This is a genomic window from Alteromonas macleodii, from assembly GCF_903772925.1.
GTDB lineage: Bacteria > Pseudomonadota > Gammaproteobacteria > Enterobacterales > Alteromonadaceae > Alteromonas > Alteromonas macleodii_A.
Window position 1 is genome coordinate 3693984 of the sequence record NZ_LR812090.1, and the last position, 21885, is coordinate 3715868.

21 protein-coding genes are annotated in these 21885 nt (G+C 43.5%); 8 read left to right on the plus strand and 13 right to left on the minus strand.

The annotated features are described in order from the left end of the window. Positions 1 to 11 precede the first annotated feature (11 nt). Genes PCAR9_RS15900 through PCAR9_RS15910 form a run of 3 tightly spaced genes read right to left on the minus strand, consistent with a single transcriptional unit; the run spans position 12 to position 2362 of the window. Positions 12 to 266: an acyl carrier protein gene (locus PCAR9_RS15900; RefSeq protein WP_179984455.1), complete on the minus strand. Its 255-nt coding sequence runs from the start codon at positions 264 to 266 to the stop codon at positions 12 to 14. Between the two features lie 23 nt (positions 267 to 289). After that, the gene (locus PCAR9_RS15905) at positions 290 to 1087 is read right to left on the minus strand and encodes a MaoC/PaaZ C-terminal domain-containing protein (RefSeq protein ID WP_179984456.1); all 798 of its coding nucleotides are present in this window, start codon (positions 1085 to 1087) and stop codon (positions 290 to 292) included. A gap of 15 nt (positions 1088 to 1102) precedes the next feature. Continuing rightward, the gene (locus tag PCAR9_RS15910) at positions 1103 to 2362 is read right to left on the minus strand and encodes a beta-ketoacyl-[acyl-carrier-protein] synthase family protein (RefSeq protein WP_179984457.1); all 1260 of its coding nucleotides are present in this window, start codon (positions 2360 to 2362) and stop codon (positions 1103 to 1105) included. 810 nt (positions 2363 to 3172) lie between these two features. Here PCAR9_RS15910 and PCAR9_RS15915 point away from each other — a divergent pair. The 6 genes from PCAR9_RS15915 (at position 3173) to PCAR9_RS15940 (ending at position 7536) form a co-directional block, all read left to right on the plus strand. Continuing rightward, complete coding sequence (locus PCAR9_RS15915; RefSeq protein WP_179984458.1) at positions 3173 to 3769, plus strand: NAD(P)H-dependent oxidoreductase; 597 nt, start codon at positions 3173 to 3175, stop codon at positions 3767 to 3769. Positions 3770 to 3778: 9 nt separating this feature from the next. Further along, positions 3779 to 4321, plus strand: a complete 543-nt coding sequence (locus PCAR9_RS15920; protein ID WP_179984459.1) for a redoxin domain-containing protein — start codon at positions 3779 to 3781, stop codon at positions 4319 to 4321. 8 nt (positions 4322 to 4329) lie between these two features. Then, positions 4330 to 4704 (plus strand): cupin domain-containing protein, encoded by a 375-nt coding sequence (locus tag PCAR9_RS15925; RefSeq protein WP_156086905.1) that lies wholly within the window; start codon positions 4330 to 4332, stop codon positions 4702 to 4704. A gap of 325 nt (positions 4705 to 5029) precedes the next feature. After that, complete coding sequence (locus PCAR9_RS15930) at positions 5030 to 5386, plus strand: RidA family protein (protein WP_179984460.1); 357 nt, start codon at positions 5030 to 5032, stop codon at positions 5384 to 5386. A 197-nt stretch (positions 5387 to 5583) separates the two neighbouring features. Then, positions 5584 to 6372 (plus strand): lipase family protein, encoded by a 789-nt coding sequence (locus PCAR9_RS15935; protein WP_179984461.1) that lies wholly within the window; start codon positions 5584 to 5586, stop codon positions 6370 to 6372. A gap of 90 nt (positions 6373 to 6462) precedes the next feature. Then, positions 6463 to 7536, plus strand: a complete 1074-nt coding sequence (locus tag PCAR9_RS15940) for an ADP-ribosylglycohydrolase family protein (RefSeq protein ID WP_179984462.1) — start codon at positions 6463 to 6465, stop codon at positions 7534 to 7536. A 129-nt stretch (positions 7537 to 7665) separates the two neighbouring features. Here the strand turns inward: PCAR9_RS15940 and PCAR9_RS15945 are convergent, their stop codons facing one another. Then, positions 7666 to 8754 (minus strand): Gfo/Idh/MocA family protein, encoded by a 1089-nt coding sequence (locus tag PCAR9_RS15945; RefSeq protein WP_179984463.1) that lies wholly within the window; start codon positions 8752 to 8754, stop codon positions 7666 to 7668. Positions 8755 to 9051: 297 nt separating this feature from the next. On the opposite strand from PCAR9_RS15945, the gene PCAR9_RS15950 reads away from it, so the two are divergent. Next, positions 9052 to 10215: an AI-2E family transporter gene (locus PCAR9_RS15950; RefSeq protein WP_179984464.1), complete on the plus strand. Its 1164-nt coding sequence runs from the start codon at positions 9052 to 9054 to the stop codon at positions 10213 to 10215. 177 nt (positions 10216 to 10392) lie between these two features. Here PCAR9_RS15950 and PCAR9_RS15955 read toward each other — a convergent pair whose 3' ends face one another. The 3 genes from PCAR9_RS15955 to PCAR9_RS15965 all read right to left on the minus strand — a co-directional run bounded on the left by PCAR9_RS15955 (position 10393) and on the right by PCAR9_RS15965 (position 13816). Continuing rightward, positions 10393 to 12138, minus strand: a complete 1746-nt coding sequence (locus PCAR9_RS15955) for an alpha-amylase family glycosyl hydrolase (protein ID WP_232091231.1) — start codon at positions 12136 to 12138, stop codon at positions 10393 to 10395. A 380-nt stretch (positions 12139 to 12518) separates the two neighbouring features. Further along, positions 12519 to 12968, minus strand: a complete 450-nt coding sequence (locus PCAR9_RS15960; protein WP_179984466.1) for a Dabb family protein — start codon at positions 12966 to 12968, stop codon at positions 12519 to 12521. A 101-nt stretch (positions 12969 to 13069) separates the two neighbouring features. Next, a complete protein-coding gene (locus PCAR9_RS15965) occupies positions 13070 to 13816 on the minus strand; it encodes a hypothetical protein (RefSeq protein WP_179984467.1) in 747 nt (248 codons plus the stop codon). Positions 13817 to 13924: 108 nt separating this feature from the next. On the opposite strand from PCAR9_RS15965, the gene PCAR9_RS15970 reads away from it, so the two are divergent. Further along, the gene (locus PCAR9_RS15970) at positions 13925 to 14794 is read left to right on the plus strand and encodes a LysR family transcriptional regulator (RefSeq protein WP_179984468.1); all 870 of its coding nucleotides are present in this window, start codon (positions 13925 to 13927) and stop codon (positions 14792 to 14794) included. 159 nt (positions 14795 to 14953) lie between these two features. On the opposite strand, the gene PCAR9_RS15975 is transcribed toward PCAR9_RS15970, so the two are convergent. The 6 genes from PCAR9_RS15975 to PCAR9_RS16000 all read right to left on the minus strand — a co-directional run bounded on the left by PCAR9_RS15975 (position 14954) and on the right by PCAR9_RS16000 (position 21885). Next, the gene (locus PCAR9_RS15975) at positions 14954 to 15685 is read right to left on the minus strand and encodes a HugZ family pyridoxamine 5'-phosphate oxidase (protein ID WP_179984469.1); all 732 of its coding nucleotides are present in this window, start codon (positions 15683 to 15685) and stop codon (positions 14954 to 14956) included. A gap of 37 nt (positions 15686 to 15722) precedes the next feature. Next, positions 15723 to 16553: an ATP-binding cassette domain-containing protein gene (locus PCAR9_RS15980; protein ID WP_179984470.1), complete on the minus strand. Its 831-nt coding sequence runs from the start codon at positions 16551 to 16553 to the stop codon at positions 15723 to 15725. Positions 16554 to 16558: 5 nt separating this feature from the next. Next, positions 16559 to 17707 carry a FecCD family ABC transporter permease gene (locus tag PCAR9_RS15985; RefSeq protein ID WP_179984471.1) on the minus strand — a complete coding sequence of 383 codons (1149 nt, stop codon included), beginning with the start codon at positions 17705 to 17707 and terminating at the stop codon, positions 16559 to 16561. Beyond that, positions 17707 to 18666 carry a heme/hemin ABC transporter substrate-binding protein gene (locus PCAR9_RS15990; protein ID WP_232091232.1) on the minus strand — a complete coding sequence of 320 codons (960 nt, stop codon included), beginning with the start codon at positions 18664 to 18666 and terminating at the stop codon, positions 17707 to 17709. The genes PCAR9_RS15985 and PCAR9_RS15990 overlap by 1 nt, the downstream gene beginning before the upstream one ends. Then, complete coding sequence (locus tag PCAR9_RS15995) at positions 18667 to 19809, minus strand: HmuY family protein (protein WP_179984472.1); 1143 nt, start codon at positions 19807 to 19809, stop codon at positions 18667 to 18669. It abuts the gene before it with no gap. A gap of 132 nt (positions 19810 to 19941) precedes the next feature. Then, the gene (locus PCAR9_RS16000; RefSeq protein ID WP_179984473.1) at positions 19942 to 21885 is read right to left on the minus strand and encodes a TonB-dependent receptor plug domain-containing protein; all 1944 of its coding nucleotides are present in this window, start codon (positions 21883 to 21885) and stop codon (positions 19942 to 19944) included.

Consider the following 21885-nt stretch of genomic DNA (forward strand, 5'->3'; position numbering starts at 1 on the left):
CCATTAGGTTATTATGCGGCTTCGCGCTTTGAATCAACGTAGTCACAAAGCTCTCGCAACGTAGAAATCGCGCCACTTTCAAACATCTCGGGATCTAGAGTGACCTTGAAGTTCTTTTTCATAACGACTTGCATTTCAACAAAATCTAAACTGTCAAGGTCAAGATCTTCAAAAGTCATGTCGATATTCATTTCATCTTCTTCAAAGTCCTTTAAATCCAAGATAACGTCTTTGGTTACTGCATAAATATTTTCAATATTGCTCATCGTCTTCCACCTTAGCTTTACGTTTAAAAATCATGTTTAACCATCAAACCTAATTCCATTAGCATTAGGTTCTTTCCCTTTACAAAGACGCCAACTCCAACAACGCCAAGTATTTCACCTTTGTTTTCAATGATTTCAAATCCATCAACTTGATAAGAAATATCACCTGAAGAATCCAAATCTAAAAAGTCATAATCGTTAACTTCTGATGAAAAGCTCACCCGATGACTGGTTTGCACGACAGTCACATTTTCAATCTCTTCGAGCTTAATGTTTCCGTCACCAGCCAAAGAAGCTAAGCTGGTCTGAGAAATAACTCTGCCGATTTGGTTCTGGATGAAATGTCCGAACACTAATCCATCCAGCCAAACCCAATTTTCATAGTAATCTGATAGATCACTCTTGAACTGGCTAAGCTTCTCTTTAACAAATCCTTTTTCAAGAGGAACCATGTCGCAGCCCGATTTCCACTCTGGCTCTATTGAAAGACATACCTTTCCTAGTATGCAGGGGGTTTTAACTCCTTTTTCTTCTACCTTAAAAGTAAATTTGTCTGTTCTTTCTTTTATATTTAGCTCTACTGCACTATCAATAACGACAGGCCTTTTGAGTAACCCTTTAAATTCAATCCAGCCGCCATTCTCATCACCAATTAAACTCCACATCTTTTTTTTAATAGGCAACAAAACCAACATTCCGTGCGTAACAATTCCATCAACACCTATTTTTAAAGCGGCGTCTAAATCAAAATGGATAGGGTTTCTATCCCCAGAAAAAACAGCCCATTTCTCTATATCATGGTTTGAAAAATGCATCTCCATTTCTGACAACCCCCATTAACTGAAATCAGGTTTTCTAAGAATTATCCCAGCATTGGCGCCACCAAATCCAAAACTTATATTCATTACATGATTTAGGTTTTGTTCTGTAAGGTGTTTATTCGGAACATAATTAAGGTCACAGTCAGGGTCTTTTTCATGTAGATTAATAGTGGCAGGTACAACCCCCTCTGCCATGGCCTTCAAGCAAAATATCGTCTCTAAAGAACCGGCAGCACCTATCAGATGTCCGGTATAGGATTTGGTGCTAGACATCGGGATTTGATAAGCAACATCCCCCATAGCTTCTTTGACAGAGATTGTTTCGTTGACGTCATTTAGCGGTGTCGACGTGCCATGCAGGTTGACATAATCTATCTCGCTAGGTTGCAACTCTGCGTTTAAAAGAAGTTCTTTTATGACTTTGATTCTGGCACTCATATCTTCTGCTGGCGCAGTCATGTCATAAGCGTCTGAATAGTTTTCATAGCCTATAATTTCACCCAAAATGTTAGCATTTCGGGCTTTGGCAAACTCGTAGTCTTCCAGGCACAGGACTGCTGCACCTTCAGAAAGAATAAAACCACTGCGTCCTTTACTAAAGGGACAGCAGGCTGCAGTTGGATTTTCTTGTTCTTTGCTTAACGCTTGCATTACATCTATCGACCAAACGTTAAACTGCTCTTTCAAAGACTCACTACCGCCTGCCAACATGACTTTGGCTTTGCCATTTTTTATCGCTTCATATGCTTCACCGATTGCAATCGTACCTGTCGCGCAAGCTGCCACAGGGCTATTTTGCATACCTCTACAATTCCAATTCATTGAAACAGCAGCGGTAGCAGCATTGCACATAGACATAACGGTTGAGAATGAGGTTGCAATTCCGGAAGCTTGGTAGTCGTTGTTATTCATGTTGGCTGTGTCTAATCCACCCCAACCTGTGCCAATCATAACTCCTCTGTCAAATGGCGACATTAGAGAATCCAAGTCCACATCACCAAAGGCCATATCAAAAGCCTCCTTACTTGCTACAAGACTGTACTTTGCGTACAAAGGCAGCATTTTTGATATTTTTTTTGAAAAGGGTTGAATCAGTTTTTTATCAAAATCAAGAAAACCGAAAAACTTAGCTGTTATCGAATCATCGTTAAAGTGATTATGAACTTTATATCCAATTTCATACCCTAATATCTTTTCCCAAATAGCGCTCGAATTAGAGCCCATCGAGCTAATAGCTCCATACCCTGTAACAACAACTCTATTGCTCTTAGCCATACTGATCCCACAATCAAAATTATCAAATTAAAAACAAACGAATTAGATATAATAAAGAGAAGCAATACAGCTGAATTAGGACAAGGAGGAAAAATCCCTTTCATCATGTCAAAAACAAAGCTCCGTTTTATTTTTCTGCCAGCCCGTTACTGAAATGGGTGGCTTAAAAAGATATTGACACCAAAATTTGGCCAAAACAATACACAGGTGTATTTTTTTTAGATCATATTAGAATAAATATATAACAATAAATCATAATGGGATGGTAAGAATGTTAAAACTTTGTAGGTACAATTCCCAACAAGTGTTTAGAAGAAAAACACAATAAACTTGCAAAGAATTTGCAAAGTATCTTTTTATCCTTTTAACTGATTGATGTTAAAATAGTAAAATAGACACAAAATTTTCAAAATCCGCTGCTAGCGATAGCGTGGCGGTTCAAGTCCGCCCACTGGTACCATCTCTTCTTTGTAGAAGCAGATACTGAAACCGACCTTTGAGTCGGTTTTTTTGTGTCTGGAAGAAAGTTTTTTCTATAAGTATTGCGCTACCAAACATCGATCTAGCGTAAAGCCGTAAATATAAGCCTCTTGCACAACTTTCTTCTTCAATGAATAACTCTTCGTAACTTGCGTCATCAGCTTCGTTGCGTCAGATCGCTTTTTTGTTTATCTAACCATTTGTTCGGAATAAAGTTAATAGAAAAACCAGCATAGTCACCAAAATACCACTAGTTGAAAACAGTTTCAAGGTAACTAAAATAAACCACCCAAACCAATAAGCTTTATTTAAACCTTTTGGAGTTTTGAGATGACTACGACAAAAACCGGCAATGTACTAATTATTAATGCACACCAGTATTACCCTTTCTCGGAAGGCAAGCTAAACGCTTCTTTCGTCGATAAAGCAGTAACGCTGCTTGAAGCTAAAGGCTACAACACTCGGGTAGTGACAATGGCCGAAGAACACAACGTTGAAGAACAGTTGGCGCATCATCAGTGGGCTGACATTGTTCTTCTACAGGCACCAATTAATTGGATGGGTGTGCCATGGTCATTCAAGAAGTATATGGATGAAATATACACTGCAGGTATGGGTGGCGCCTTATGTGCCGGCGACGGTCGCGTTGAAGAAGCGCCGAAGAAAAACTACGGCACAGGCGGTACCCTTACCGACGTTAAATATATGATGTCTTTAACCTTCAATGCTCCAGAAGAGTCATTTAACGATAGCGAAGAGTTTTTCGAAGGTAAATCTGTAGACGATTTACTGTTTCCAATGCATATGAACTTCAAGTTCTTTGGCATGAAGCCAATGGAAACTTTCGCTAGCTTTGACGTAATGAAAAACGCCGATGTGGAAAACGATTTCAAACGTTTTGAAGCCCACATCAACAAGCATTTTTAAGGAATTATCATGAGTACTGAATACACCAATAAGTTACATGCAGGTTTTGCTTTTCCAGATATTTCAGCAAAGCTGTTAAATGGCGACACTAAAAAGTTAGCGACACCTGAGAACGGTCTTGATTGGAAAATGATAGTGGTTTACCGAGGGCAACATTGCCCACTTTGCACTCGATACCTTAATCAACTTGAGAGTGTTAGAGGTTATCTTGCAGAAACTGGCGTAGACCTTATTGCAGTGTCTGGCGACAGTAAAGCGCAGCTTGAAAGTCACCTTCCTAGGTTGGACATTAACTTTCCAATTGCGTACGGCTTAACGGTGGAGCAGATGGAAGAATTAGGCGTTTATATCTCTGATCCAAGGTCGCCTCAAGAAACTGATCATCCATTTTCTGAACCCGCGCTGTTTGTTGTGAACAATGAAGGTAATGTGCACGTCGCTGATATTTCTAACAATCCATTTGTTAGACCTGAGTTAGAGACATTAGTAAGTGGTTTGGGCTGGATTCGTAATCCTGATAACAACTACCCTATTCGCGGTATGCATAAATAGGAGCTTCTATGAAAAAAGTGGCTAATTTCGTAGCAGCCCTTTTGGCAACGGGTGCTATGTTATCTGGGTGTGCTATGGCGAACGATGACAATACAGGACACGCTCATATTGTATCGCCAAAGCACTACACTCTTCTTTTAGAAAACGAAAACGTGCTCGTTTTAAAGATGACGCTTCAGCCCGGCGAGGAAGACACTTGGCACAAACACAATGCTGAAACCGTTTATTTTGAAGATGGCGGAAAAGCCATCATCAAAACAGCTGACAAAGCAATGACCTTGGAAATCCCTGATGGTTATGTCATGTGGCATGACGAATGGGAGCACCAAGTTAAAAACATCGGCGACTCCACAATTACTGCAATAATTGTGGAAGCCAAATAGCCAAGCCTTCAATTATAGTAAGTGATAGCAACGCTTTTAAAGTTAGTGTCAGGGCTACTTGGCACTAACTTAAACACCTATGCGCATACACACTGTTATACCTGCCTTTCCCGATAGCAGCCCATGCTGGAAACAATAGTCTTATGGCTCTTTCCTTGAAACCAATATGGTTTTGAAATGATCGCGTTATATATTGACTTGCGGTACCTAGGAGCCAAGCGCCCTTGTATAACGTTCTAGTATGGAGTAACAATTGAAGTCCCCCACCAAACCAATTAAAGTCGCTCAGCACAAAACCTTCTCACTTCTTAAAAGGCTTTAATTAATGAACATTGAACGAATGGAAACTAAGCAGCGCATGAGCCGCATTGTGAAGCACAATGGCGTCATCTACTTATGCGGGCAAGTATGCGCAGATGCCACGCAAGATATTACTCACCAAACTCAAACCATGCTTGATAAAGTAGATAGCTTACTTGTTCAAGCGGGAAGCGATAGAAAGCATATGCTTTCAGCGACCATTTATCTTAAAACCATGGATGATTTTGCGAAGATGAATGAGGTATGGGATAACTGGGTTCCAGAAGGTTACGCACCCGCGCGGGCTTGCGTTACTGCCGATATGGCACGCGACGCTCTGCTTGTAGAAATCTCTATTGTTGCTGCTGAGATTGCAGAATAAGTATAGAAAGCAAGAACTGATTTTGGGGCTCTATGGTTATTGGTATGCCGTCATTCATAGAGCCAACTATGATAAATTTATCCGAATTTTCCTCGCCGTCATATCTCTGAAATAAATATCCTATAGCGTATAAGGTTCTCTGAAAGTGCCGTCAAAGGCTCTATTTCAAAATGCACATTGCTCCGATATGAGTTTTCATGAAGAAATTGAAACGCTATCAATACGAACGATATGCCATCCTCTGTCAACTTGCCTACCCCGATGCCGACGCGCAATACAAAAAAATATTAGACCCATTTCATGAACGCCAACTGGTCGACAAATACGGCAGAATGAGCGTAAGAATATTGTGGGTAGAAAACAAAAAAGAAGTCATTATTGTTTTTCGAGGTTCGTTAGGTTTTAAAGACTGGTTCGCTAATTTGTTTTTCATACCCTATAGATTGCGTCAGTTGAACAGAAGCTTCTTTGTTCACTGGGGTTTTGCGAGACTACTTGCTCAGCCGATGTATTCAAGTACAAAAACCTCAGAGGACGCCTTACCGCTAAGAGAGTTACTCGTTAAAGTACTAGAGCCACTTCGCGCCCAAGGTAAACGCTTTTCGTTTATCGGTCATTCATCAGGTGGAGCGGTCGCTGTGCTCATGGCCGATTATTTCCAAAGGAGATACTCTAAGTCGGTAAAAAGAGTGGTGACTTTCGGCCAACCTGCGGTGGGCACGCGTTCGTGGTACAAACATTACACCCTACACCACAGGACCTACCGTATTTGTTGCGATCTAGACGTAATCACCTTTATGCCGCCCTTCCCTTTTTATTTTTGGCACGTAGGTAAAATGCTTTGGCTGCACGACGACAAAATATATGAAAACACGCCTACGCATAAGCGCTTTTTTATGTCGCTTCAAAGTTGGTTGTTGCGCCCTATTACCTACCACTACATGCGAAAATACATCCGTAACAAGTCATTGTTTGACGAGCATTAAAACGATCATTTTTAGCCATTTTCGCGTAATTTAAATAAGTTAATACACGTATTCCCATCCAAATGAGTTAGTTGGCAGGCGAGAGGAAAGATGGCTTCATTAATCGTAGAACGCGCAAGAGCAGCACTTAAAAACGCATTTGTCGGCGACGCACTCGCTATGCCGGTGCACTGGTTTTACAACCCTGCTGATATCTACAAAGCGTTTCCGTTAGGAATAGAACAGTTTGAGGATGCGCCATTTTTTCATCCCTCTTCAATCATGTCGCTGCATTCTACACAACAAGGTGGCCGCGCAAACAAGGCATCAGCTAGCCAAAAAGAAATAGTGGGCGAGGTCATTCTTAAAGGGAAAAGGCAGTACTGGGGCAAAGACAATGTGCATTACCATCAGGGTATGAAAGCAGGTGAAAATACGCTTAATGCCCATTGCGCCCGCATTGTTCTGACCTGCGCACTTAAAGGTTATGACAAAAATGATTTTTTAAATCAGTATATTAGCTTTATGCGCGCCGATGTGCCAAAACACCCTGACACGTATGCCGAGTCTTATCACAGAGGTTTTTTCGCGAACCTCGAGCAAGGCCGTCCTGCGGATAAATGTGGAGCGGTTACTCACGATACAGCTTCGATAGGGGCTTTTGTATCAGTAACACCTTTAGCGGTAGTAGAAGCATCTAAGAATACTGGACTTAACGACATCAAACACCTATGTCGAGAGCACTTGTATCTAACACATCCCGATGAGTCGTTAGCTTCAGTCTGTGATTACTATGTAGAGCTGATATACAAATTGGCTCACCGCCAAGACGAATCATCCAAGGATATTTTAGAAGAGGTGGCGGGTAAGTCAGCAGGACTGTACTTGGCTGAGCTTACGGCAAAGAACAAAAGCGACATTGAAGTTGTTGGGCGTATGTATTCGCCAGCCTGTTATATATCAGACGCCTGGCCCGCCGTTTTATACTTCGCTTATCGCTATGCTGATAATCCGAAAAAAGCACTGATGGCAAACGCCAACGTGGGTGGTGACAACGTGCATCGCGGTTTTGTTTTAGGGGCCATACTAGGTTTAATGCACGGGGCCGAGATAACTTCATGGTTTAGCAAGTTAACCGACGCAAAAAAGCTAAACTCGCTAATCGATTCTCTAGACGTTGAATGACTCAAGGGGGAAGCTTAGTAACTTGAAGCTTCTTACATTCAAGATGAAGCGAATGCCAAACCTAGCATTACATGAACAACGAATTTTTGATGCTTCGCTTTTGCCCCTGTTGAACTTGGTGGTAAAACCTTACAGCCTAACTGTTTGACCAGTTTTCGCTGCTTCAAATATCGCGTTCACGATTTTGATATCAGCAAGCCCTTCACTTCCGGGAACCATTGGCTGTCGCCCAGCTATTATGGCTAAAGCGTCATTATCCATTTGAAGTGTTTGCTGCATATTGCTAATAGGTGGCAGCGTTTTCCCATCAGAGGTTGTACCCGTTACACCGTTGTAGCTCTGCATTGGTTTTAGCTGATACCAACCGTCTTCACAGTCAGCTTTGAAGTAATTAAACCCTTTTACTACGCTAGTGCCGCAATCCGCCACCAGCCCATCGCCAAAGTCCATGGTGAATAAGGTGGTTTCATCAACTTCAGTAAATTTTTCGGGGAAACGTTGAGGTGGGTGACTACCGGTAACAGACAAAGGCTCTCGCCCCGTTAAAAAACGAGCACTGTTTATAGCATAAACGCCCATGTCATATAGTGCACCGCCTCCCATATGCTTTTTCATGCGCCAGTTGTCTGCCGCTCTACCTTGCCCGGTATAACCCGCAAAGCTCGATACTGCCGTTATATTTCCATAGGGTTTCGTTTTTAGATACTGATGAAATGCGCGTGTATTAGGTTCGTGCTGCATGCGATAGCCGATAGACAAAGTCACCTCATTTTTATTACAGGCGTCGATGATAGCTTGGCACTCCTCACTATCCATGGCCATTGGCTTTTCACACCACACGTGCTTTCCTGTATTTGCAGCCTGCACAGCAAAGTCTTTGTGCGTACCTGTGGGGGTTACGACATAGATAACGTCAATATCGTCGTTATTGGCTATTTCAGCCATAGAGCCGTATGTATATACGTTGGCGTCTTTAATGCCGTACTTTCTTTGCCACTTAGGAATTTTTTCCTCGCTACCTGTGATGATACCTCGCAGCTCGCAATGTTCGGTGTGCTGTAGCGCAGGCGCTAATAAATTTGTGCTGTAATTGCCTAAGCCAAGCAAGGCTACGCCTAGTTTCTTTTTAGGTGGCTGAGCTAACAAATAAGGGCTGTGGGCAACAAGCAAACCTGAACCCGCTATTTGAAGAAAATGACGACGAGTAATACGAGGCATTAGCCCTCTCCATAAGAAAAGAATCCATGTATGCTTTTAATAGTGCTTTACTCGTCTATACAGATCACACAAAGATGACTAAGTAGGATAAGAAAGCTCAGGATTGCGACTATGAATAATTAAAAGGTAATTAGTTCTTCGCTATTGCCTTAAAACATTATCTGTTGAAGTTTGTTCTTTCTTTTCATAATACTAAGTACTGAACTTTAAATATGAAATTTTCGTAATATTTGTATTCATAATACATCACGTTTACGAATAATCGCGCATATTTCGCTTCTCACCCAAGGCTAAGACATGGATAACGCTGGCTCTACTTCTGAAAAACAAAAAAAGAATTTAACTGGTGCGTACCCTAAAATAGCCAAGCAGACTAAGTTGCTGAACACCCTAGTAATCTTCGCCTTTATTTACACCATGTATTTGGCGAAATCTTTACTTATCCCATTGTTCTTTTCCGCTTTTATTGCCTTACTGCTAAGCCCCCTCGTCGCTATTGCTAGGAAAGTATTAGTACCGCGGACTATTTCGGCAGGCGCATTAATTGTTTTATTGATAGCCCCTTTCACATTGCTCACTGTAGAACTTGCTGAACCCGCAGAGCGTTGGATGCATTCTCTGCCAAAAATAGCCGCCGAAATTAGCGAAGAAATAGAAGAAATTAGCAGTAGTATTGATGCCTATACTACACCTCCTGCAGCTGAACCAGTTGAAGAGGAACCCTCTATTTTCAACTGGTTTGGCGACGACGATTCCCCAAAGCTGCCCGTAGCTCAACCTGATACCTCAAATTCGGTTACCGACAAGATTAAGCAAAGCGGTATTGATATGGGAATAACCTTGTTTAGCAACGCGCCATTCTTATTAGCTCAAGTCATGGCATGCGTTGTCTTGATCTTTTTCTTATTGGTTTTTGGCCCTAATCTGTTTCACGTTTTCATCAGAGATTTTCCGGTGGTTACCGACAAAAGACGAGCACTGGTATTAGTCGATCAAATTCAGCGAGAACTTTCAGCATACATAGTCACAATCAGTATCATAAACACCTGTTTAGGGCTAGCTACAGCTGGTGCATTTTACTATTTGAATATTGAAGACGCGCTTTTGTGGGGCGCCCTTGTTGCTTTGATGAATTTTGTTCCCTACCTGGGAGGTATCGCAAGTAGCATGGTGTTGCTAGTAGTAGGAGTTGTTCAGTTTGGACTTACCAGCAGCGCATTTCTTCCAGCCGGTGTCTTTTTGTTTTTAAATATTATTGAGTCTCAGTTGATTACCCCAGCCGTATTGGGGCGCAGTATGCAGCTCAACCCGCTCATAATAATTATTTGGATAGCTATTACAGGCTGGCTGTGGGGCGTGGTGGGCGTCTTACTCGCAGTGCCAATATTAATGTGCGTTAAAATTATTTTGGAAAATCTAGGCGTTTTTGACCACTGGATAAGGCTTCTTGAGTCGAAGTAATTTTTCTGTCGTTCGTAGAATAGAGAAACCTTAGACCACTAGCTGTTGTTTACGATCCTTATCAACAATAAAGGCCTAATGGACATTTTATACTCCGTTAGGCCTTTTTATATTGCCATCAAGTGCTAACTAAAACGTTATCACGCTGAGAATGAAACTACTTCCCTGTTTTAAGAGTTAGTCTAGGTTACCCCGCTCAGTAAAAATGAAAATACCGAATGATGGAAGCCTTACTTTCCCGTTATTTATATGAACAGACTGCGTACACAACCCGTCTGACCATGCAAATAAACAATGAGGGTCGACCGGCAACCCTGATAACTGATAATCATCTATGTCTTCGCCCCCAAAATGCAGATACACCCACACCGACTCATTGGCGATGTCATTGAAACGGCGATAACCCAAGACTTTGTTTTTATTGTCATGATGAACAACCTCTGTATTTGCGCCAGTTAGCCCGGTAGTCGCTTTATCCTTGCCTTTGCGTATCTTAATTAACTCTGTCATTGCTTTAAGATATTCATCAAAACTATCCACGCGCGACCAATCTAGGTCTTTTGTATCGTTAAACCAGCCAGACTCTTTGAACTCCTGTCCCTGAAACAACATAGGTATGCCAACACTTGTAAGCACCAGCGTGGCTGCTAACATGCCTTTTTGACGCGCAAAATAATCGTCATCTACATTTCCAGGCGCAACTTCTTCGACAAGACGAGCTTTACCGTTAGCCACTTCATCATGAGATTCGGTATAGACAACTCTAGCAAAGGGGCTAGCGCTGTATTGTTTGCATAACGCATTGACAAGTACATCAAGATTGACGTTTTCATCATCAGATTGAGTGAGCACTTCACGTACTGGGTGTACAAATGCAGCGTCCCATTGCGCCGTGTAACCACAGCCTCCATCTTCTAATGGATCTGTAATGTAATCGTGCTGGTGGAGGTCTTCAGCAATTGTCATTTTTTCAGCGCACGCTTGTTGAATGAACCCATTTATTCCCTTAATTAGCTCATAAGCTTCAGGAATATCATCTTCACCTGAGTCTGCTCCAGAGACGGTACGCATAAAAGGCACCATGTCCATGCGCAGCCCATCTGCCTTAAACTCTTGAAGCCACATCAAGGCATTGTCGGTAATATAATCTCGTACTTCTTGACGTCCATAGTCAGGTCGCGTGTCTCCCCATGGGGTACTTGAACGCTCGTCGTTATAGAAATAAATTCCGCCCTTGTCGTTCTCGCTCCAACCGTCAAATTGCCAAATATCCAAGTCGCTTGGGCCGAAATGGTTATATACAACGTCCATTATTACGCCTATGCCGTGTTTATGCGCGGCGTCGATAAAACGTTTTAGGCCATCTGGCCCACCATAAGCTTCTTCAACGGCAAATGGGCATGCGGGGTTGTATCCCCAACTGATATCGCCAGCAAATTCATTTACTGGCATAAGCTCTATCATATTTACGCCTAGCGAAGCTAAGTAATCAAGCTTCTCTATGGCCGAGTCAAATGTACCTTGCTCGCCGTTTTTGCGGTGAAATGTGCCAATATGAAGCTCATAGATTATTCGTTGATGAATTGGAGCAGGTTTAAAGTCTTCTACCTCCCATCTAAAGGCATCGTCATAAATAACGCTATTGCCTACACTATTGGTCATCAACCTTGCTCTAGGGTCGTTTTTTAAAACGCTATCACCTTTAGCATTAGTCACGTCATACTTGTATTCATGGCCACATTTAGCATCATCAGTTTCACACCACCACACACCGTTATCTTGCCTCTGCATACTGATACCAGGGCGATTCCAGTCATTAAAATCTCCGGTTAGTGAGACGCTTTGCGCATTAGGCGCCCATACGGAAAAACGATATCCAGTTTGTGTTTTTACTACACCTGGACCTATTGAATTCTCACACATTTTATTAGCGCTCCAACGCGAAGGAATGAATAAAAAAGAGGATTGCATCGCGTTATTAGCGACGACTCTAATAGAGTCCGTTAGTTGTGCAACTGAAGTGCCAATAATGAAAACCGCCAAGTCCATGTAAAGTGAGGGCTATTTTTATTGAGCTTTACATAGTCATCGTTTTTTACCGTAGTTTTTACACTTTGCTTGGTAAAATTGGTGATGCATAATTGCGGGACTGATTCCATCCAGATAAGTAAAATATAGATACGAAAAGGAAAGTAATATCTAAGTTTACTTGTCTTTTCCCCCGCAAAGCCAAGCCCTATATTAGGGTTCAACTCAATAACCACTATGTAAAGCAACTATGATGTCTTAGCAATCAATAAGCCCTACACCGAAACAGAATCTCGCACTATGACCTTGCGCCATAAATCCGAACACTGCTCAACAAACTGTTTATGAATTGGATGAGATTGGTATTCATTTTGGGCCTCGATACTTTCAAAAAACATGAGCTCAGAAACATCAAAGGAATTATCGATAACATCACGCTTTAAAGTATTGGCAGGTACACCAATATGAAGGGAATGGATTTGCGGTATAGCTTTTAAGGACTCTAAGCCAGCTATCAACTTCGCTCTATCTTCATTAGAGCCAGGATTATTAAGCCAAAAATAAACCATATGGAGTATGGGGGGAAGCATACTGTTTTTCATGCTCGAAGACTTAGCAGAGGCTGAAGGCAAAGAACTTGGAGAGCTGGCACTAGCAGGTAATACAGAAAAAGAAGCCAGTGCGCCAGCACTCGTTACAAACTGTCTACGTTTTATATCTGTCATCTTTGATGCTCCATGGTTAAGCGCTTTATCGAAGGTCTACCTACCATCGCACTATGATGAAAACGAAGCAACTATTTCGGGCTACCGCGTTACGCAGACTACTACACCCGTGGGCGCACCGCATGCAGTTCAAAATTTACAGTGCCGTTTTTAAGCTTTTCGAGCTGCGCTGCATATTCTGATGATGCGAGAACCGCCTCAATATCATTCGCGCTATTCCACTCTAGAATCACAATCTGCTGTGGCGCTACAGCATAGGGGTTGTGATCACTGAGTGATATATCCTGAGTTATGGATATCACTTTACCGCCCAACGCTTGCGCTTTTTTCGCAAAGCTGTCGATAAAATCATAATAGTTGTTAGGTGCTTTTGGGTTCACCCAAGCCAATGAAATTGAATATATCTTGTCTGTCGAAAATGTTAGCGTGGTAGGCTTGGTTACCTCATAGTCATAAAGCTTTAACGCTTCCCATGCCTCTCTTCTTAACGCCTTTATTTCGCTAAAAAGTGGTAGCGATTGAAATGATTTTTGCGCGTTAAGTGAAGGCCACTGACTTACCACAAATACGTTAGGACTAAATGTTCCTATTAGCGTTTTTTCAACGACAAGCACCCCATTTTGGGTATATCCATATTCGCGTGCTGTTGGTGCTCCTAATTCAAAATACTTATCACGCAGCGGCCGTTTTTCCGCTTCAGTTACAGGTGCAATAAGCTGCATCACCGCGCCTGGATTAAAATGCACCGACAGCGTTTTCTCTTTTTCATTAGCTATTACGGGTGAAGCAAACAAAACACTCAACAACCCAAAACTCAAGGCCATGAATTTCATTGAATTAAGTGACATTTAAACTCTCTCTGTGATAGTTAACTTTTTGGTTATGCAAATACATTAGCAATTGAAGCAACCCAAAACACGGTTTGTTTTTCATTCACAATGGTGCATTATTGTTCCATGAAAGATTGGAACGATTACGCATTAATTCTTGCCCTTCACAGGTCGATAACCTTAAGAGCGGCCGCTGTAGCTTTAGGAACCACTCATACCACGGTGGCAAGACGCTTGGCATTATTGGAAAAGCAATATAGCGCCAGTATTTTCGAGCGTATTCCAGGCGGGTACCGCGCTACCCCTTTTGGCGAGCAGCTTGTCGCCACCGCAATGCAGGTTGAAAATGTTGTTCGCGAGTCAGAACGACTTTACTGCGCAAGCAATGAAAAACTCGCAGGCCCAATAACGCTCTCACTGGGCGAGCCCATGTCCCAGTTTTTATTAGCCAAAGAACTCGGTGAGTTCACTCGGCTTTATCCGTCTATTCAATTAAAAGTGAAAAGCTCCACAACGTTCGCCGATTTAGACAAAGGTGAGGCGGATGTCGTAATTCGGGGGGCACCTAAATTACCGGAACATTTAATTGGTAGGCGACTTTACAAGCTAGGCTTGTGCTTTTATGCACACAAAGATTACTGTGAAAATACGCCCCGTAAAGACTGGCGATGGATTGCGCCGTTAGAGAATGAAGTTTGGCCGCAATGGCTAGCACAATCGTCTTACCCAGAGGTACCAATTGGAATAGCAATAGATGACATCATCTCTCGATATCACGCTATATTAAACGGCGTGGGTATGGGAAGAGCAGCATGTTTCATGGGCGACCCACACCCCGACCTAGTGCGATTACCGGGCAGCGCGCCCGTTTTGAAATACGATATTTGGCTTCTCACCCACCCTGATTTATATGAACAGCCCAAAGTAAAATTGCTGATGCAGTTTTTAACCGATGCGTTAATGGCTAAAAAAACGCTCGTTGAAGGAGAGGCATAAGTTTATTTACGGTAAACCATTTAGCTGGCTTACTGCCGCAGAACAGCGCTTTGTTTATAACAAACAGACCATGTTGGCAGCTGCAAGCCCAATCCTTTTTTACAAGAGCCCCCACACTATAAGCCACCCGCATGGATGTCGCATTATGCAGTGAAAAGGCTACGACACCGCTTTGGGTACGTTAAGCGCATTCCGTGCGTCGTTGGTCAGTTTCACTAACACTTTTCGTACGTCTGTTGACGACATGCATGGCGCCTCAAAAGGGATAAACCAAGTCTGCTTTTCTGTACCGCAGTGCATGCCTTCTGGAAATACGCTGTGCATTATCGGCGCTTCAGTGTTAACGCCTACTTTGTGCTGCAAGATAAGCTGCATCGCGTCCTGATGGTCTTCATTCATATGGGTAATCATGCCCTCTGGTGCGCTATGCCAGTCTTGGGCTTCAACGCGCCAATAGTTTTTATCAACCCAATGGATTTTTCCGAACCCACCAATAAAACGTACTCGCTCAGTACGAATAACGTAAAAATTGAAATCATGGGTTTGCTCGTATTTTTTAGCTTGTGGGAATAAACGAAGATACTGTGCTTTCACGTCATCTTGGTTCGCTAGCTCCGCACTTCCCATAATAGTTACTCGACCATTCGCCTGAGAGTCATCTTCACTAGCATCGAAAATGGTTAAGCTAACCTTGTCGTTCGCTTTAATATTGCGCGTATGCAGTGCGATATCGCTGATGTAGATAATTGCGTCACCGGCAGGCGTTAAATAGTAAGGTACAACCGAACCAAAAGGGTAGCCGGGCATTGATGTTGAATGCGTACCTAATACACCGCTGTGATGGGTGCGGCTTAGCTGTTTTGCTTGAAATGCAATATCTTGCATGCTCATGGTTAACTCCGTTCTTGTTTATCGGTTTTCGTAAAAGTTAATGTGTCACGAAAACGTGTTTTTGTTCGTTTTTAATTAGATTTAACTGAGTGTGATAGCACCGAGAAAGCATATCGGTAGTAAGTACTTGCTCAGGTGTTCCGTCGGCTAAACACTGCTTTTCCCCCAGTAAAATGAGTCTGTCGCAATAAGGGGAAATTAAATTGAGGTCGTGACTTACGCAAATAATGCACAGCCCTTTTGCCCGCAGTGCAACCAGTTGCTGCATGACGAGTTTCTGATGGCGTAAATCTAAGGCTGAGGTGGGTTCGTCTAACAGCAAAAGCTTGCCTTCCAAACTCTCGTTTTGATCGCCCGGTATTATTTGAAGAATAGATTTAGCTAAAAATATTCTCTGCCTTTCCCCGCCAGATAAGGTTTGAATATTGCGAGCAAGTAAATGCGTAATGTCAAACTGCTCGGCAATACCATGGATCAACCGATTCTTTTGTTCCAATGACTCAACGTACTGATACCGCGCCAAATGAAGTAACTCATCGGCGATAAACCCAAATGGCGTTGACGCGCTTTGTGCCATCACCGCACGCTGCAAAGCTAACTGGTTAGCACTTAGCGAACTAATTTTTTTCCCACCAAGGGCTAAGGTTCCACTAGAAGGCGTTTCTACACCACTAAGCATACTTAATAGCGTAGACTTACCACATCCGTTTTCACCCGCTATCGCGGTAAATTCGCCAGTGTTAAACGACAAAGATATTTGCTCTAACAAGCGCTTTTTACCTCTGGCAATAACAACATCTTTTAATGTAAGCAACTCAGTGTTTAACCGTTTGTCGTTATCACTTTGCTCTAGGCTATTAATTTTCATATTAGCTACATCCCACCACTAAATATACGGCGTTGCTGCCACAGTAAGTAAAGGAAAAATGGCGCCCCTACTGCTGATGTAACAATACCAATAGGTATTTCCATAGGCACAAATAGCGTTCGCGCAAGCGTATCGGCAACGATTAACAACAGCGCCCCTGTTAGCGCACTGGCAGGTATTAGCACTTGGTGGTTTACACCAAATATGGCCCTGCAAATATGAGGCACCACTAAGCCTACAAAGCCGATAATGCCGCACAGCGCCGTCGCTAGCGCCACAGAGAACGCCACCAGCCATAAAACCCCGTGTTTATATCGGGTAACATTAAGCCCCATATAAGCCGCTTCTTTTTCACCAAGCGCGAGTAAATTAAGCGCATTGCGTGACTTCATAAGTCCCGTAAAAGCAATAAGCCCAGCTAGCGCTATAAGACCACAAAGCGTCCAGCTTGCTCCGGCTAAACTCCCCATGGTCCAGTAGCTTATTTGGCGAAGTGCATCATCGCTTGCTACATAACTAATAGCCCCTATTACGGTTCCGGTTAAGGCGTTAATGGCAACCCCAGCCAAAATAAGCGCGGCTACTGAAACGCCTTGCGGTCCATTTGAAAACCGAAGCACTGTCCATACAGAAAGTAGTGCACCACCAAAGGCCCACATGGCTACCCATATAGACTCAAGCGCAGGGATGAGCGGAGGTACTATGGTCATACTAAGAGCTGCGGCTGCGGCTGCGCCACCTGCAATACCAATTAAACCAGGGTCGGCAAGCGGATTGCGCACTAGCCCCTGCATTGCACAGCCAGATACGGCTAGAAGCGCGCCAATCAGCATTGTCATGATCACCCTCGGCAGCCTTATTTCAGACAACACATACCAATGGGTGCTATTTGCCGCAGTATTTCCGCCGCTAATGAAGTATTTAAGTTGCTGTTCAATATCAATGGGTAAACTGCCGCGGGTTAACCCTATATAAGCACAGATCAACAGCAATACAACCAGTATTCCCATGCCTATACGTTTTCGCTGCGCGCGGGCATTAATTAGCTGAAGGACTTCAGGCGTCAGTCGGTAATCACTTGAATAATCGCTAGGGTAATCACTTGAGTTATCGCCTAGGTTATTACTATGCTTAGCTGCGGAAGATAACTGCATTATTGACTCGTTCTACTGTTAGCAGCATTTTGCGTTTGTTTAATTTCAATGGCCTTTCCTGCGTGCTCTGCAACACGCTGAAGCGCCACATCAAAGCGCGGAGAAAGACCCAAACTTATGCTGCTATCCATGGCTTCAACTAGGCAATGAATACCAGCAAAGGTGGCTGCCAACGCATGGTGCGTACAAAGTGCGTCCTTCGCGCTTTTCCCACGTAGCATGTGACCAGCGGCAATCACAATATCAGGGTTTTGCATCAGCACAGACTCGGCACTCATCACTTTGTAGCCTTCCACTGCTGAACCTATATTAACGATACCCAGCGTATCGAATAGCGCTTGGGGCACGGTATTTTTACCCGCAACTGTTATTCCTCTGTCATTATTCGCCACCACAAAAAGCGCTTTAATTGGCGTATTGAACGCTAAGGTTTTATCTGCGTACCGCGCTTTTTGTTGATCAACCTTCTTTTCAATATCGTGAACAAGGGTAACGGCGTTATCACTTGCCGATAGTTTTTCGCCAATATCCAGTACTAGGCGCTTTAGACCACTTAAGTTTTTGTCTACGTTGAAGGTAGTAACCTCTACGCCAGCATGGGCTATTTGTTCAAGCGCAACACTTGGGCCTGTCGCCTCTGCTCCTAGCAGCATTGTGGGCTGTTGGGCCAATACCCCCTCGGTGCTAAGCTGACGAAAGTACCCAAGCTTAGTTAAGCTTGCGGCTTCTTTTGGGTACATACTGGTACTGTCAGTTGCAATTACCCAATCGCCTCGTCCTAACGCGAAAACAATTTCGGTGATACTGCCGCCAGCGGTAACTATTCTAGGAGATGCAGTTTGCGTTTCATCTAAAGGGGCGCTAAACGCCCCTACTGCAAACAAACTCCACCCTACCATCGCAGTACACAACGCTTTTACGGCAATAGATAAAAGTGAATGAGCCTTTTGCAACATCATTTACTCTCCACTTACCGGGTCGGCGCGGAAACTATACGCACCTGATGTTCCCTCTTCATCGTAGTAGCTAGTAATTTGAAGCTTGTAAGTCGTATCGCCTGCCTGAATTAAATAAACCCCAAACTGTGAGTAGAGTAAGTGGCTGGTGCTGTCGTAGAAATACCAATTGTTCGCACTCATCGCGTACTCGCTAACGGTCTCTTCACTGAAGCCATAAAACTGTGCCGCTTCGGTATCCACGCCATCGTAAGTTTCAGCGTCGGTGCGAAGTACGGTCGCATCATCAGCAATAGAAAGGGTAAATTCCCCCGCTCCGTCCGCACATGGAATTGATAAGTCCCAACCGTCTGCTTGTGTAACTACTTGCTGCATATCGAAGTCAACGTAAACGGCGTCGCTACAACCCACCGCATCAACAGTCAGTGCAACTTCTTCAGCAAAGGTGGTTTGCCCGTCAAGAACGCTTTGATGCATAACGCCAAGGGTTATTTCACCGATACCTCGCCCTTCAGTAACAATATCGGTAACGTGAAATTTTGTGTAGTTACTGTCAGAGGACACGATGTAATAGGTTTCTTCATTTGGCGTTACTACGTGAGTGGTGAAGTCGTAGTTGTAAAAGGTATCGCCGATCACTTGGGTTTCTGTATCTGTACTGAACGCTTCAGCTTCTGGTATATCACTTTGAGTAACAGCTAAGTAGTCGTCTAGTTCGCTGTCAGCACTGGCATTTAGGAACAAGTCAGGCACTGGTACGCCCGTATCATCGTAAAAGTCGCTATTATTTCCGGTAAAATAAAGGCTAACAGCGGTTTCCTGGTTTGTATTCAAAAACACATTGGTACGCTTAAAGCCGATATCCCACGTGGTATCCGTTGCGGCTTCTTCTTCAGTAAGCGTAAGTTGCGTTTGTGTATCTAAGTCAAAGTACACGGCAACAGGCTCGGATGTAGACCCTGTACTAAAAGGCCCGTAAATGGTTCCCTCTTCGTTTTCGCCGTCACTGCTTCCGGCATCTGAATCTCCGCTACCATCGGTCACTTCATCAGGCGTTTCGACTGAGGTGTCATCGCTACTTGAGCTGCCACAAGCAGTTAGTCCGAATGTCATGGCAAGCAGTAACGCTAAATAAGTTTTGTTCATGTGTTTTCCTTTTTAAAATTCGCCGAATTAACCAGCGGTTTTTAGTTGTTGGTTTGGGATCTGCCGTTAGGTATTTTTTGTTTTGATCTCAAACGCTGTTTTCTGTGTCGGTGCTTAGGTTTTATAGTTATTTCAATACTGGTAACTCACACCCAGATACAATCGCCTAGCAGCAATGGGCCTTGCATCAAAAGCGCCCGCCACAAGAGCGTCGGATGAACGATGTTCATCAGTGAGGTTTTCAAGTCCAAGGCGCGCTTGCCACTTAGGCGTGAACTGTTGCTGCACGACGGCGTTTAGCGTGGTAAAGCTGTCTTTGGCAATTGTTATATAGCCGCTGGAAGGCGACACATTCCCCTCATGCACTCCGTAAAGCTGTAGGCTGGTGTCGGTTTGGCTAAACTGATAGGTAACGGATGCTTTAACTAAATGAGTAGGGCGTTCAGGCAAGCGCTGTGAGCTGCCATCTTCAGCAATTAAATAACTGTAATTCAGTTGCCACTGCCAATTATCATTCTGCGCGCTGGCGCTTAAATCTGCACCGTAAAGGGTAGCTTCATCGAGGTTTTGATAAACTGAAATATCTAAACCTGCCTCTTGCGATGCGTCCACATCTACCGCTGTGTTGATGAAGTCATCAGCTTTAGTGTAATGAAGGTTAATATCAAGGTGATATAACCAGTCACTTTGGGTCGGTTCTACTCGAAGGTTAGCGCCTAAGTTGGCATTCAGCGCTGTTTCAGGGGTAAGTGCGTCGTTGCCAAGAACCATATAACCTAAGTTACTATGGTCGAAGATGTAATAGCGTTCCTTGAGGTTAGGCACGCGATAACTACTGCCAGCCCCTGCGCGAAGTTGCCATGAAGTGCTGCCAGCACTAAATGACTGGCTTGCACTTGCTTTAAATGCAGTATGCCAACCAAAATCAGAATCGTTTTGTATTCTTGCGCCAGCTAAAAGCTGGGTGTCGTTTTTCTGCCAGTTTCCTTGTAAATAAAGCTCGGCACTTTCTCTACTTACATCGTCAACTTCAACCGTGCCCGTGCTGAGGTTTTGCTGGTCCAGCGTGTCGCCATGTAAAACAAGGCCGCCTACCCACTCAATATCTTTGGTGGAGTAGATCTTTTGCGCTTCTAATTCCGCAAGCTGAATGTCGGTTTGACGTAACCCATTGCTGTTCCCGCTTTCTTCATTATGTGAAAGATAGCGTGTGTTGATATGCCAATCGTACTGCTGTTCAACGCGAACATCGTGCTGCCACTGGGTAACGTTTGAAAGATAACTAATAATGGTGGCTTGACCCGGTATTGATGACTGAGGTTTGTTTTTTTGCTCGTCCAGCCATTGCCCTTTGTATTGCACGCTAATGTTATTAATCAACGTCGATAAAGACATTTGGACAAAGGATTTGTCTACCGCGCCACCATCTTGTGACGTGGTTTCATTGTCGTAATCAAAACCGGGGTTAGTAATATTTTGGGCCGTTATGCCAAGCTGCCAATTACTTACTGCTTTCGCTGCAGTGACCCTAGACGTATGCCCGAATTCATCACCGTCAATTGCATCATTGGTAAAATAAGATGCCTCGTAGTCTGCTGAAAACTGCGAGCCTTCTACCTTTTCGGTAATGATATTGATAACGCCGCCCATAGCAGAGCTGCCGTAAAGCACAGAAGCGGCGCCTCGTACAATTTCAATTTGCTTAATATTAGCAACGCTAATTTGGTCAAGGTCGACCGAAGAACCTGTAGGTGAAATAATAGGTTGGCCGTTGATTAACACCAGCACATGGTCACCATTGAAGCCATTTAGCTGAACGTTGTACCCGTCTTTTTGACTGCGTCTAACCACAACACCGGGCATCACTTCAAGCACTTGGCGTAGTGTGCCTTTACTTAATCGAGCAATGTCCTCTTTATCTACCACGTCAACTTTTACAGGTGAGGATGCCAATAACTTTGGTGTTCTAGTGCCTGTAACAACAACGCGTTCAAGATCACCTTCTGCTAAAACTGAAAAAGCCAACGGAAAGCTAGCGGCTACCAAAAGTGAAGGTAAAAAGTGAACTCGTTTCAT